General features: G+C 69.9%; 10 protein-coding genes. 6 read left to right on the forward strand and 4 right to left on the reverse strand.

Translation table 11 applies throughout. The features are described 5' to 3' along the window. The first annotated feature begins 287 nt into the window (after positions 1-287). Positions 288-2897 carry a hypothetical protein gene (locus tag ACFY3L_RS54210; protein ID WP_389343758.1) on the forward strand — a complete coding sequence of 870 codons (2610 nt, stop codon included), beginning with the start codon at positions 288-290 and terminating at the stop codon, positions 2895-2897. 60 nt (positions 2898-2957) lie between these two features. Here ACFY3L_RS54210 and ACFY3L_RS54215 read toward each other — a convergent pair whose 3' ends face one another. Continuing rightward, the gene (locus ACFY3L_RS54215; protein ID WP_389343761.1) at positions 2958-5765 is read right to left on the reverse strand and encodes a GH92 family glycosyl hydrolase; all 2808 of its coding nucleotides are present in this window, start codon (positions 5763-5765) and stop codon (positions 2958-2960) included. Between the two features lie 225 nt (positions 5766-5990). Here ACFY3L_RS54215 and ACFY3L_RS54220 point away from each other — a divergent pair, with 225 nt between their 5' ends. Further along, entirely contained in the window at positions 5991-6785 is a 795-nt protein-coding gene (locus ACFY3L_RS54220) for a hypothetical protein (RefSeq protein WP_389343764.1), read from the forward strand. A 115-nt stretch (positions 6786-6900) separates the two neighbouring features. Then, a complete protein-coding gene (locus ACFY3L_RS54225; RefSeq protein ID WP_389343767.1) occupies positions 6901-7728 on the forward strand; it encodes a metallophosphoesterase family protein in 828 nt (275 codons plus the stop codon). A 47-nt stretch (positions 7729-7775) separates the two neighbouring features. Here ACFY3L_RS54225 and ACFY3L_RS54230 read toward each other — a convergent pair whose 3' ends face one another. From ACFY3L_RS54230 to ACFY3L_RS54240, 3 genes are read right to left on the reverse strand one after another with little or no spacing between them, the layout of a single operon-like run. After that, positions 7776-8690: a TIGR03619 family F420-dependent LLM class oxidoreductase gene (locus ACFY3L_RS54230; protein WP_389343770.1), complete on the reverse strand. Its 915-nt coding sequence runs from the start codon at positions 8688-8690 to the stop codon at positions 7776-7778. A gap of 60 nt (positions 8691-8750) precedes the next feature. After that, on the reverse strand, positions 8751-9557 hold the full coding sequence (locus tag ACFY3L_RS54235; protein WP_389343773.1) for a S1 family peptidase: 807 nt from the start codon (positions 9555-9557) through the stop codon (positions 8751-8753). A gap of 46 nt (positions 9558-9603) precedes the next feature. Continuing rightward, positions 9604-10293: a DUF2470 domain-containing protein gene (locus tag ACFY3L_RS54240; RefSeq protein ID WP_389343776.1), complete on the reverse strand. Its 690-nt coding sequence runs from the start codon at positions 10291-10293 to the stop codon at positions 9604-9606. Positions 10294-10337: 44 nt separating this feature from the next. Between ACFY3L_RS54240 and rpsD the strand changes: the two genes are divergently transcribed. From rpsD to ACFY3L_RS54255, 3 genes are read left to right on the forward strand one after another with little or no spacing between them, the layout of a single operon-like run. Continuing rightward, the gene (gene rpsD, locus ACFY3L_RS54245; protein ID WP_389343779.1) at positions 10338-10946 is read left to right on the forward strand and encodes a 30S ribosomal protein S4; all 609 of its coding nucleotides are present in this window, start codon (positions 10338-10340) and stop codon (positions 10944-10946) included. Between the two features lie 18 nt (positions 10947-10964). Further along, complete coding sequence (gene solA, locus ACFY3L_RS54250) at positions 10965-12113, forward strand: N-methyl-L-tryptophan oxidase (protein ID WP_389343782.1); 1149 nt, start codon at positions 10965-10967, stop codon at positions 12111-12113. Continuing rightward, a complete protein-coding gene (locus ACFY3L_RS54255; RefSeq protein WP_389343785.1) occupies positions 12100-12528 on the forward strand; it encodes a hypothetical protein in 429 nt (142 codons plus the stop codon). The genes solA and ACFY3L_RS54255 overlap by 14 nt, the downstream gene beginning before the upstream one ends. The last annotated feature ends 340 nt before the right edge of the window (positions 12529-12868 follow it).

Raw genomic sequence — 12868 nt, forward strand, 5'->3', positions numbered from 1 at the left:
GGGGGGGGGGGGGGGGGGGGGGGGGGGGGGCGGGGGGGGGGGCGGCGGGGGGGGGGGGGGGGGGGGGGGGGGGGGGGGGGGGGGGGGGGGGGGGGGGGGGCGGGCCCCCCCCCCCCACCGCAGGAGCTAGGTCGAGTGGATGATGTCCCGTCACCGTCATCCACAAACGCTGCTTTGGAACGTCCGCACCAGGTGCACCGCATCTTCCTCTTCGCCCGCCGATCTGCTCCGAGGATGACGACCGAACAGACGAAGTGGAATCTGCGGCCTTGGATTAGGTTGCACTGGTGCTCGGGTCTCTGCGCCTTGGTCTCCGGTGGATCGCTGCACATGCCCGCGTGACAGGGTCATTGATTCTGGCCTTTGCGGCGCTCCTCGCCGGCATGCAGCTCATCCGGGTGGTCGGAGCGGCGGTCCAACACGGCTCGCCACGGGAGGAGACGGCCTCCAGCTCCAGTCCAGCGGGCGCGGACCTCGCCGACGAAGGCGCATTTTGGGCTAATCCGGTCCACCCGCCTCGCACGGCGACCGTCACCTGCACCATTGAGGCCACCACGCGCGGATACCGGATGCACGCCCACTACAGCCTTTCGTTGGCGGCCAATGATCCGTTGCTGAAGGCGCTGAGGACGGGGGCCAAGAACCTTGCCTATGTTTCGGACCTCTCGGGACTTGTATTCACCTCTCCGGACGAGTCCGAGGCACGATTCATTCCGTATCTCATCGCATCCCCGACGGCGACCACGGCCACCGCCACCTTGGAGTTGGATTGGCGGATCGAGAACCCCAACCAGCACGTCACAATTTCTTTCGGGCCAAATCCACCGTACCGGCTGATTGATACGAATGACGTTTCAGTCGAGTTCAAACTCTCAGGCTTCACGGTCGAAAGTGTGACGGGTTCCATGCCCAAGTCGCAAGGCAAGAACTCGCTGACGCTGGAATGGGCCGCCGGGACGCAGCGAATCGAGCTTCACCGGGAGGTTGAATCCGCTTCGTCAACCGAGGCTCCACCCGCCTCCTCGTCCGGTAACAAGCTGCGGAGGTACTGGCCACTCTGGCCGGGAATGATTGTCGTCCCACTGCTGTTTTTCATGATCGCAACGCGGAAGGCTCCACCGAAAATCAAGCCGATCGCGCGTGTCGCGACAACAGGTGGAACGACGGTCCTTATCGTGCTCGCCACCGCGCTGGTGCCGACAGGCTGGGCGCTGGATGGCTGGTGGAATGTCGAGTGGGCGTTGATGGCCGCTTACCTGCTGGCCCCGTTGCCGGTCGCGCTCGCAGCCGCGCCGACCGGTTTCTCGGTCGCCTCGCTGCGGCGTCCTGATGTCCTGTGGGCGTCGTTCGGCGGTGCGGCGGCTTCAATCGCCGCAGGGACTGCCACGATTGCCATGTGGGTCGGTCCGTCCACGTTCGGCCGCGCCATGGTGCTGCTGATTCTCACCTTCGCATGCGCCGCGACGGCTGCAGCGTTGGCAATCCGTGGCAGCAAGGCGACGGTGTGTCTTGCGGCGGGTGCGGTGGCGGCCGCAATTGCTGTTGCGCCGCTGGCAATCTACCACTTCGATGACGGATACTGGCCCTTGGTCGGGCAGCTGGGCGCAGCGTTGGCGTGGATGCTTCCGCTGCTCGTTCTCGCGGCCGCCATCGAGCTTCCCAAGCGCGTTTTCTACTGGTTGTCTGGCATTGCACTTCTGAGTTTCGTAATGTTGGGCAGGCTGCTTGACGAGGTCGTGAGCGCGGTTTCGTACAAGTCCACCGACTGGTTCATCGGCCTTCCCGTCGACAACTTCTACCTGATCGTTGTAGCTGGGCTGGCGCTGATAGGACTTGCGGTGGCGCTGGTTTGGGTGTCACGTCATCAGGCTAGTCCTGATGACCTGCAGCGCGCCGCCATCATCTGCGTGCCCGTCACGCTGAGTGCGCTGCCGTTCTCGACGTTCAGTGTGCAGGCGGCGCTGTCGATGATCATTACGCTGGTGTCACTCTGGGTGCTTGTTCCGCCTGGTCGGCTCGTCGTCGCCGAACATCTTTTCCGAGTGTCGAGAAGGCAGCACCGGGAAGCAATGCAGCGTCACCTCGACCATCAAACCGCACTCGCCGGGTCGGTTGCCCTTCGCCGTGCGGTAATCCCGCGAATTGCTGGCGGAGAGCCGGCCGATGCCCTTGTGACGCAGGCGAACACGATGCGACGGGCAGCGCGGTCCGGCAGCGATGTGCATGTCACGCATGCCATCGCATTCGCGTCAAGTGGTGGCGTGCTGCCGTATCGAAACGGAATTTCGGCAGCTCAGGCCGCCGCCTGGCTGGCGTTGCCGATGATTGTCTTCGAAATCGTCGTCGGCATCTCTGTGTTCCAGAAAGAGCCGTTCATCGTCTGCCTGGCGTTCATGGGTTATGTCATGCGATGGCTCGCTTACGGATTCTTATTTGGATACTTGAATCCCGCACTGCGAGGATCAACGCCCTTGGCGAAGGCGGGCGGGTTGGCAATCGCCATTTCGGTTATTGAGCTGTCCCGTCTGCTTGCGGAAGCTGATCTTGACAGCGACGCGGCAGTGGTCGCGGTGGTCCGTTTGGGGCAGACGCTGGTGTTCTGCCTCGGACTCGGCATGTTCTGGGAACGCAGGTGCTGTATGCAGGCCGGCGCCGCTTGGGGTCAGGTCAGGGACTTCCGCACGATTCGGGCGTTGGCCGTGCCGGTGTCGACGATCGTCGTTGCCATTGCCACAACTGCCGTGACGATCGTGGCCAGCGCCGCGGTCAGCGCGGTGGTTGGCCCGCCGCAGTCGGTCCCCACTGCCCGCACCGAAGAGACAGACGTAAAGCCGGCACCTGCCATTCCGCCCACGCCATCTCCGACCGCCCAGGTGTCACCGTCGCCAACGAGTTGACCATCAGGGAACAGTTTGCACGGCCGGCCCTGCGGGTGAGCGGGGCCGGCCGGTGATCTGTCAGTACACCTCGAACTCGTAGATGCGGGTCGCGCCGCCGGAGCCCTGCTCGGCGGCCAGGACGTTGACGCGGACGTAGCGGGCGGTCGCGGTGAACGTGTGCGTGGAGACGTTCGCCGTGTTGCCGCGGACCTGCGCGACGGTGCTCCAGCCGACGCCGTCGGTGGAGACCTGCAGGTCGAAGTCCCGGGTGTTCCAGGTGGCGCTCTCGCCGCCGGCGCCGGCGTGGCGGACCGTCACCGACTTCACGGCGGTGGCGGCGCCGAGGTCGACCTGGAGGTACTTCGTCGCCGCGGTCGAGCAGAACTTGTCGCTGGTGCCGCCCGAGACGCTGCCGTTGACGGCCTTGGCGGGGCCTTCGTTGGCGTTGCAGGCGGCGGAGCCGGTGGCGGGCCGGTTCAGCGCGAGGTTCGTCGACGGCGGAGCAGTCGTGTCGAAGGACGGCGGGGCATCAGCGAGAGCGCCGCCCCACGAGGGGTTGGCGGTGGTGCCGACGGTGAAGGCCAGGGTCCCGCCGTTGGCGACGAAGGACTCCGGCAGCCACGCCCGGGTGGAGGCGGTGCCGTTGACGGTGAGGCTCTGCACGTACGTGGCGGCTCCGGGCGCGGTGATGGTGATCGTCTTGCCGTTGCCGCGCTTGACGGTGACGCCCGGGAAGAGCGGCGCGGACAGCAGCAGCTCGGCGCGGCCGGGCGTCAGCGGGTGCAGGCCCATGGCGGACCACACATACCAGGCGGACATCGCGCCGAGGTCGTCCTGGCCGGGGATGCCGGACGGCGTCGGCGCCCACAGCGCGTTGAGCACCTGGCGGATCGTCTGCTGCGCCTTGTCCGCGCGGCCGGCGAAGTTGTAGAGCCACGGCACCCAGATCGACGGCTCGTTGTCCATCTCGGACTTGGTGCCGCCGGCGCCGGTCAGGGCCCAGCTGCCGTCGCTGTTGTGGAAGAAGGAGTCCAGCCGGCTGACGGCGGTGGCGTTGCCGCCCATCTTGTCGAAGAGGCCGCGGACGTTGTGCGGGATCATCCAGGTGTACTGCGCGGCGCTGCCCTCGGCGAAGCCGCTGGAGCTGCCGGGGCTGAACGACGGCCAGGTGCCGTTCTCGTTGCGGTCCTGGATGTAGCCGCCGTTGCCCGGGTTGTAGACGTTCTTCCAGTACTGCGACCGGGCCAGGAACTGCTGCGCCGTGGTGGTGCTGCCGAGCCGCTGGGCGAGCTGCGACACGCCGAAGTCGGCGACGGAGTCCTCGAGGGTCTCGCCCGCGCCGCCCCACGCGTTGCCGTTGGCGGGGATGTAGTTGATCGACAACCACTTGTCCAGCGACGGCCGCTCGCCGACGACCATCACGTTCCAGCCGTCGCGGCTCAGGTCCGCCGCGGTGACCGTGGTCGCCGCGTGCACCATCGAGTTGAGCGCGCCGGCCGCGTCGAAGCCGGTGCCGCCGAACGCGTAGATGCTCGGCACGGCCGCGTGCGCCGGGTCGCCGGTCATCACGTGGGTGCCGCCCTGGTTGTGCGTCCACCGGTCCCAGACGCCGCCGTTCTGGTTGGCCTGGTTGAGCAGCGACTGAGCGATGTCGGCGCCGACGTCCGGGCGCAGCAGCGTCACGAGCTGCACCTGCCCGCGGTAGACGTCCCAGCCGGAGAAGTTGGCGTACTGCGCGTGGCCGCTCGCCGCCGTGTGCACCTGCTGGTCCATGCCCACGTACTGGCCGTTGGTGTCGCTGAACACGTTGGGGTGCAGCAGCGCGTGGTAGAGCGCGGTGTAGAAGGTCTGCAGCTGCGCGGTGGTGCCGCCGGTGACGTCGACGCGGCCGAGCTCGGTGTTCCACGCGTCGGTGGCCCGCTGGCGCACCGTGTCGAAGGTCGTGCCGGCCGGGTTCTCGGCGGCGAGGTTCGCCTGCGCGTTGGCCTGGCTCACGTACGAGATGCCGACCCGCACGCCGACGGTCGTGCCCTGGCTGAGGTCGAACGTGACGTAGCCACCGGAGCCCTTGCCGGCGACCGGCCAGCCGTCGGTGCCGTAGGTCGTGCCGCCGGAGGCGCTTGTCGTGCCGGCCCGCAGCGTGCCGTCCTGCCACGTGCCGACGCTCGCGAACGGCTTGTCGAACACCGCCGTGAAGTGCAGCGTGTAGTAGCTGCGCCGGCCGACGGCGTTGATGTACCCGCAGAAGTTGCCGCTGGTGACCGAGCCGCTGATGGTGCGGTTGGCGGCGTCGATGTTCACCGTCGCGGCGCTGCTGCCGACCTCGGAGTTCGACGTGCGGATGAGCATCGAGGCGGTGCTGCCGGTGGGGTACGTGAAGCGCCCCGAGCCGCTGCGGGTCGTCGCGGTCAGCTCGGTGTTGACGCCGGAGTTGAGCCGCACGCGGTAGTAACCGGCGGTGGCGGTCTCGTCGGCGTGGGAGAAGCCGCTCGCGTACGTGGCGTCGGTCGTGTCCGCCGACGGCGACGAGGTCACGGTGCCGACGTGCGGCATGAAGGGAATGTCACCGGAGCCGCCGGCGCAGCCGGTGCCCGACATGTGGGTCAGGCTGAACCCGCGGACGCGGGTGGCGTTGTACCCGTAGCCGCCGGGGCGCACGGTCCGGGTCTGGTTGCCGGCGGTGTTCTCCGGGCTCCACTGCACCATCCCGTAGGGCGTGTCGGCGCCCGGGAACGTCTCGCCGCCGTTGGTGCCGACCAGCGTGTTGACATAGCTCGCCGGGTTCGTGACCGCGAGTGCCGGCGGGGCCGCCACCAGGGGTGCCGCCGCGGCCCCCACCAGCGTCGCGACCGCGGCGAGCACCCGCCCGCCTCTGTTCAACCTCATAGTGCCTCCATCCATCCAAGGATGTGAAACCTATGAGCATCATTAGGTGCTGGTCAACGGCGCTGTCATCGTTGGCACATTCTTTTCACAAGGGCGGTTTCTTTACCCCGAAAGCGGCCCGGCGCGTGGCCAGAAGCGGCAGGATCTCGCGTTTCAGCGTTCTGTAGTTGGTCAACTACGTAGGGTGAAAGACAATCGAGCGAGACCAACGGGGGTTTCTACGAGATGTCTCAGACACGACAGCGCCCGAGAGGCGGCCGGCTCCGGATTCCGGTCGTGGTCGGGGCGGCGGGATTCCTCGTCGCGTTGACCGGCGGGATCGTACAGACGGCGGGCGCGCACGAGGTGGCGGGCGACGGCACGGCACGGGTCGCGGAGACCTTGCCGCCGTGGACCGATCCCAGCATCGCGCAGCCGCCGGACCCGTCCTTGACCACCGACCCGAACGCGGGCCCGTTCACGGTCCCGGATCCGTGCGCCGCGAGCCCGGGTGCCGGCACGTTCGGCACCCCGACGCCCGGCGGCACCGTCGACCCGGGGCTTCCGCCGACCGACCCGGGGACGACGCCCGGCGGCCTGGGCGCGACGCCCGACCCGAACCTGCCCGCCGGACCCACCGTGGCGCCGTCCGACACCGGCGCGCCGGTCATCATTCCGCCCGGGATGAACGGATCGACACCGATCGCGACGCCGGGCGACACCACGACCCCGGCCGGCACCCTGCCGCCGGCCCCGGGCGACACCACGATGCCGACCGGTGGCGCCGCCGGCACGGTGCCGACGCCCGCCGACACCACGTCGGTGCAGCCCGGCACCAACCCGTGGCCACTGCCCGGCGACACGTCGACGGGACTGCCGGGGGTCAACTCGACGCCGGTGCCGGGTGACACCACCAGCGCGACGCCGGTGCCGGGTGACACCACCAGCGCGACCCCGGTGCCCGGCTCGACGCCGTCGTGCGCCAGCGTCCCGGTGCCCATCCCGACCGACAGCGTGGTGCCGATCCCGACCGTCGGCTGACCGGTCACCAACCACCCGCGGGGCCCGCACTCGTGCGGGCCCCGCGCCGTGTTCCCCGCCGGGTTCCGCACGGGCGAGATCGGCATCGGGCGATGCCAGCGGTTAAGGTCCAATCGTGACCGGACGACTGCTGGCGATCAGTGATCTGCATGTGTCGTATCAGGAGAACAGGGAGATCGTCGAGCAGCTGAAGCCGACGGACGACGGCGACTGGCTGATCGTGGCCGGTGACGTGGGGGAGAAGACCGCCGATGTCCGGTGGGCCCTGCGGACGCTGCGGGACCGCTTCGCCAACGTGATCTGGGTGCCGGGCAACCACGAGCTCTGGACGACCCGCGACGACCCCGACCAGTCGCGCGGCGAGGAGCGGTACCAGCGCCTGGTGGCGATGGCGCGCAACCTCGGTGTCGTCACTCCCGAGGACCCGTATCCGGTGTGGGACGGCGAGGGCGGGCCGGTGATCGTGGCGCCGCTGTTCGTGCTCTACGACTACTCGTGGTGGCCCGCGGGCACGTCGAGCACCGAGGAGGCGATGGCGACCGCACAGGCCGCGGGCATCGTCGGCACCGACGAGGTGCTGCTGCACTTCGACCCGTACAGCGGCCGCGACGCCTGGTGCCGCGCCAGGGTCGAGCAGACCGAGCCGCGCCTGGAGGCCGCCGCCGCCGAGCTGCCGACCGTGCTGGTCAACCACTTCCCGCTCGTGCGGCACCCCACGGACGTGCTGCGCTATCCGGAGTTCGCGCTGTGGTGCGGCACCGACCTGACCGCGGAGTGGCCGACCCGGTTCAGGGCGCGGGAGGTCGTGTACGGCCACCTCCACATCCCCCGCACCACCTGGCAGGACGGGGTGCGGCACCAGGAGGTCTCGGTCGGCTACCCGAGGGAGTGGAACCGGCGCGCGACACCTCCGGGGCGCCTCGTCCCCGTCCTCGAGCGCTGACGCCGGGGCCGGCTGGCAGACCTCCCGCCGGCCCCGGGCTCCCGGCGTCAGGCGGTCCTGGCGACCGCCTTCCGGAGCCGGTCGAGGAGGCGGAGCTCCAGGTCGATGTCCGTCTGCCGGATGCTGGCGACGAGGATCTCGTCGACGCCGCTGCCCTCCAGGCGGGCGACGTCCTCGGCGACCTGCTCGGGCGCGCCGCCGAGGAACGGCCGGCCCTCGCCGATCGGGTCGTCGGTCAGCGGCACGTTGGCGCGGGCGACGACGGTGAGCGCGGCGGCGTCCCGGCCGGCCTCGGCGGCGAGCCGGCGGAACGTGGCGACCGTCTCGGTCAGCTGCTCCGGCGAGAAGGCGATCGGGTTGAAGCCGTCGGCGATCCGGGCGGCGCGCGCGATCCCGGCCGGGGTGGTGGAGCCGAACAGGATCGGGATCGGCTGCTGCACCGGCTTCGGGTTCACCTCCGAGGCCTCGATCCGGTAGAAGCGGCCCTCGTACTCGGCCGGGTCGGGCCCCCAGCAGGCCCGCATCGCCGCGACGACCTCGTCCATCCCGGCGCCCATGCGCTTCAGCGGTACATTGGCCGCCTCGAACTCCTGAGGCATCCAGCCCTGACCGAGGCCGGCGATCACCCGCCCGCCGCTGAGCTGGTCGAGCGTCGCGAAACGGCGGGCGAGGACGATCGGCGGGTGCAGCAGGGCGTCGATCACGCTGGTGCCGAGCCTGACGGTCTCGGTCATCCCGGCGACGTAGCTCAGCGTCTCCAGGGGCTCGTAGGTCAGCCGGTAGGTCTCGGGGATGCGCGCCGGCGGGGCGCCGAACATCGAGATCTCCGCCATCGGCCGCAGCAGCCGCTCGTAGGTCCACACCGAGTCGTACCCGAGGCGTTCGGCCTCCTTCGCGACCCGCGCGATGTTCGCGGGCCCCGCGAGGGCGCCGGAGGTTGGTAACTGGACGCCGAGCCGCATCCGCTTCCCCTATTCGTAGATCGGAATCCCTTCGGTCAAACGTGGCACGGGGGCGGGCTTTTAGTAAGTGGTTACGCCGTAGGCGGTGGCGGCGCGGCGGGCCGAGGAGTAGTAGCTCGTGCCGCCCGTCGCGCAGTTGCCGCTGCCGCCCCAGTTCATGCCGATGCCCACGGTGCCGGCGAAGAGGGGGCCGCCGCTCTCGCCGGGTTCGCTGCACACGGTGGTGCGGATCATGTTGTACAGCGTGCCGCCGGCATAGTTGATGGTCACGTTCAGCGAGGTGATCGTGCCGGTGCGGACCCCGTTCGGCCCGGTGCGGCGCACGGCCTGGCCCACCGTGCCGGAGCCGAACGAGGTGATCGGCTGCAGGCCGCCGGCGAACAGGTTCACCGCGCTGGGCTTGGCGATGGTGGTGTTGGTGTACCGCACGAGGGCGAAGTCGTAGCTCGGGTCGCGGGCGGCGACGACGCCGAGGACGGTGGTGGTCCCGGTGCCGGCGTAGACGGTCGCGCCGACCGCCGGGACGCAGTGCGCCGACGCCAGGAAGTAGAACGTCGCGCCGGCCTTGGCGTTGAAGCCGAGCAGGCAGCGCCCGCTCGTCGTGTTGAACCAGTCGCCGCCGGCGATGTGCGGCCGAAGCGTGCCCGGCTCGCGCAGGACCGTGCCGCCCTTGAGCGTGACGGCCCTGGTCAGCGCGGCCAGGACGGACGGGCGGACCGAGTCGTCGATGCTGACCGTGAGCGTCGCGTCGTTCCACCATGCCGTGCCCGGGGTGCTGGTCCAGCCGGTGACGGGCGCGGCCGACGCATCCGGGGACGGCAGCAGGATCGCCGCTGCCGCCAGGGTGGTGAGCAGGATTCGGCGCATGGGTGGGCCTCCATCCAGAGATAGAAATCTCTAGATGGTATCGTCCTCAGTGCCCCGAGTGGTTGCGCTGGCGGCAGCGGGCCCGGGCGAGCAGCTCGTGCATGCGCGGCGCGGCGTCCTCGGCCGTGCGCAGCGGCGCGCTGAAGGGCAGCTGCACGTCGCGGTGGCGAGCCGCGAACTCCAGCCGGAGCACCACGCCGAAGCGGTCCATCCGGATGGGCGCGATGCGGTGCACGCCGTGCAGGTGGTGCGGCGGGATCAGCCGCGACAGGTGCTCGATCGCCTCCGGGTGCGCACCGGTGAGGTGGCACAGCAGATCCGCCTCGTCCTTCGCGAGGGGGTCGGGGCGTGCCGTCGCGAACTCGCCGGCCTCGACCCGGACCTCGCCGAGGAGCGGATCGGCGAGGGTCGCCTCGGCGAGCTCCAGCACGGCCCGCAGGTCCCCGTCGTGCTGGATCCACCCTTGATAGACGGCCCTGGACCGCACCCTTCCCTTCACGGACGTCGGCGCCACGTCGGTGATCTCGATCACCGCGGCGACGTCCCGCTCGGCCTCGAGGAGCAGGGCGACGTGGCTGCCGGCGGGCAGCTCCAGGACCACCCGGCCGGCCTCGTCGACGTGATGCCGGCCGACAAGGTCGCAGCGGTGGCCGGGCACGTGCAGCGTCAGGGATGACGCGGCGGCGATCAGCGTGCGGAGCCGTTCCGCGGCGGTGGGGAGCTTGATCCCGGGCAAGGCGACCTCCTAAGGTTAGGCTTACCTTAGTTGAGAGGACGCGAATGAACCAGTCCCGGCCGAAGGTCCGGCTGTCCCGGGCGCTCGGCATGCCGCTGACCCCCAAGTGCGTCAAGTACTTCGAGCGCCGCCCGTTCCCGCCCGGCCAGCACGGGCGCAGCCGCCCGAAGCACAGCGACTACAAGGTCCGGCTGCTGGAGAAGCAGCGGCTGAAGGCGCAGTACAACCTGCGGGAGAGCCAGCTGCGGCACGCCTTCGACCGGGCCGCGAGCCGCCCCGGCAAGACCGGCGAGGAGCTGATCGTCGACCTGGAGACCCGCCTCGACGCGCTGGTCCTGCGGGCCGGCTTCGCCCGCACGATCTACCAGGCCCGGCAGATCGTCACCCACCAGCACCTCACCGTGAACGGCCGCCGGGTCGACCGCCCGTCCGCGCGGCTGCGCCCCGGAGACGTCATCCAGGTCGCCTCCCGCAGCCGGCAGAAGGCGCCGTTCGTGGTCGCGGCCGCCGGCGCGCACGCCTTGGAGCGGACCGCGCCCTACCTGAGCGTCGATCTGCCCGGACTGACCGCGACGCTGATCCGCCTGCCGCTGCGCCGCGAGGTCCCGGTGCTCTGCGACGAGCAGCTGATCGTGGAGTTCTACAGCCGCTGACACCTACAGTGGTGATCGGTGGAAACCTACGACGTGATCGTGATCGGGCTCGGCGGGATGGGCAGCGCCGCGGCGCACCATCTCGCCGCCCGCGGGCAGCGGGTCCTCGGGCTGGAGCGCTTCGGGCCCGCCCACGACCAGGGCGCCAGCCACGGCGGGTCCCGCATCACCCGCCAGTCCTACTTCGAGGACCCGGCCTACGTGCCGTTGCTGCTGCGCTCGTACGAGCTGTGGGCGGCGCTGGAGAAGGACTCCGGGCGGGACCTGATGGACCTGTGCGGCGGCATCATGCTCGGCGCGCCCGACAGCCTCACGGTCGCCGGCAGCCGTCGCAGCTCGGAGCAGTGGGGACTGCCGCACGAGATGCTCGACGCGGCCGAGATCCGCCGGCGGTTCCCCAACCTCCGACCCCAGTCGCATGAGGTCGGCCTGTACGAGCGGAAGGCGGGACTCGTCCGCCCCGAGGAGACGGTCCGCGCCAACCTCGACCGGGCTTCGGCACTGGGTGCTTCGCTGCACTTCGAGGAGCCGGTCACAGCGTGGACCTCGTCGTCCTCCGCGGTGGAGGTGCGGACGGCCCGCGGCACCTACACGGCCGGCGCGCTGGTGATCTGCCCGGGGCCGTGGGCGCCCGCGCTGCTCGCCGACCTGGGCATCGCGTTCTCCGTCGAGCGGCAGGTGCAGTTCTTCTTCCAGCCCGTCGGCGGGGTCTCGACGTATCTGCCGGACCGCCAGCCGATCTTCATCTGGGAGGGGCCGCCGGGGACGCAGGTCTACGGCTTCCCGGCGCTGGACGGCCCGTCCGGTGGGGTCAAGGTCGCGTTCTTCCGCGGCGGGGAGGCGACCACGCCCGAGACGATCGACCGGTCGATCCGCCCTTCGGAGATCGCGGACGTGGCGGCGCACCTGGGATGGCGGTTGCCCGGCCTCGCCGGCACCTATCTGGGCGGCAAGACCTGTATGTACACCAACACCCGGGACACCCACTTCGTCATCGGGCGGCATCCCGGGCACGCGAACGTCACGGTCGCGTGCGGCTTCTCGGGCCACGGGTTCAAGTTCGTCCCGGTGGTCGGCGAGATCCTGGCCGACCTGGCGCTCACCGGCGCGACCCGGCATCCACTCGGCCTGTTCGACCCACGGCGCTTCTCCGATGCTCACCCCTGAGGAGCTCCGCGACGAGACGTGCGTCGCATGTCCGGGGCAGCGCCTGCCGCTGGGTGCCTTCGACGTCGCCGCGCGGCCGTCGCCCGCCGTCCCGTTCTCGGCCTCCCTCGGCTACCGGGTGACGGCCGACACAGGGGTGCCGACGTGCGTGCATCCGTTCCGGGTCGGCGTCCTGCCCGGTCTGTACGCGTCCGCGGGCGAGCCCCTGGTCTCCCCGGTTGCTCCCGTGCCAACCCCTGAGCTGGAACTTCCCTCGGACGGGACGCTCCTGGAGGCGTGGCTGCTCGCGGTGGTCCGTTCCGCGCCTCGCGACGCGCTCGGCCTCGCCCTGTCGCGGGCCGAAGCGCTCGCCGCAACCCGGTTCCCACCTGCGGAAATCGTAGTGGCGATGCGCCGGATCCTGGGTGGTTGTTGACAGCCCGGCCGGGGGCGAGTAAGTTTGCACAGCCAGCACGAGCCGGGCGGATGTGTCGCAGCGCGATCATCGGCCGGTGTGCGAGGCCATCCGCAACTTCACTCACCTGACGGTGAGCGTCAGCGCGGGTGTGATCGGGCGATGCTAGCGAATCCCCTGGGAATCGCGATTTGGCGAAATCGACCGAGACGTTCTAGAGTTACGAAGCGCCCCGAGAGAGCGCCTCAACAAAGAGGCGGTTTCAAGGTGTGTGTTGGTTGTTTGAGAACTCAACAGGGTGCTTGTTAAGCCAGTGCCAATTGATTGACCCCGTGACACGGCTGTTGTCGTGTCCGAGGAT

The organism is Dactylosporangium sp. NPDC000521, assembly GCF_042898305.1.
In the GTDB taxonomy this organism is placed as follows: Bacteria; Actinomycetota; Actinomycetes; order Mycobacteriales; family Micromonosporaceae; genus Dactylosporangium.

Bases quoted from the DNA above. Each gene is read 5' to 3' on its own strand.
- ACFY3L_RS54215 (WP_389343761.1), bottom strand. From the start codon at position 5,765: ATGAGGTTGAACAGAGGCGGGCGGGTGCTCGCCGCGGTCGCGACGCTG.
- ACFY3L_RS54220 (WP_389343764.1), top strand. From the start codon at position 5,991: ATGTCTCAGACACGACAGCGCCCGAGAGGCGGCCGGCTCCGGATTCCG.
- ACFY3L_RS54230 (WP_389343770.1), bottom strand. From the start codon at position 8,690: ATGCGGCTCGGCGTCCAGTTACCAACCTCCGGCGCCCTCGCGGGGCCC.
- ACFY3L_RS54235 (WP_389343773.1), bottom strand. From the start codon at position 9,557: ATGCGCCGAATCCTGCTCACCACCCTGGCGGCAGCGGCGATCCTGCTG.
- rpsD (WP_389343779.1), top strand. From the start codon at position 10,338: ATGAACCAGTCCCGGCCGAAGGTCCGGCTGTCCCGGGCGCTCGGCATG.
- ACFY3L_RS54255 (WP_389343785.1), top strand. From the start codon at position 12,100: ATGCTCACCCCTGAGGAGCTCCGCGACGAGACGTGCGTCGCATGTCCG.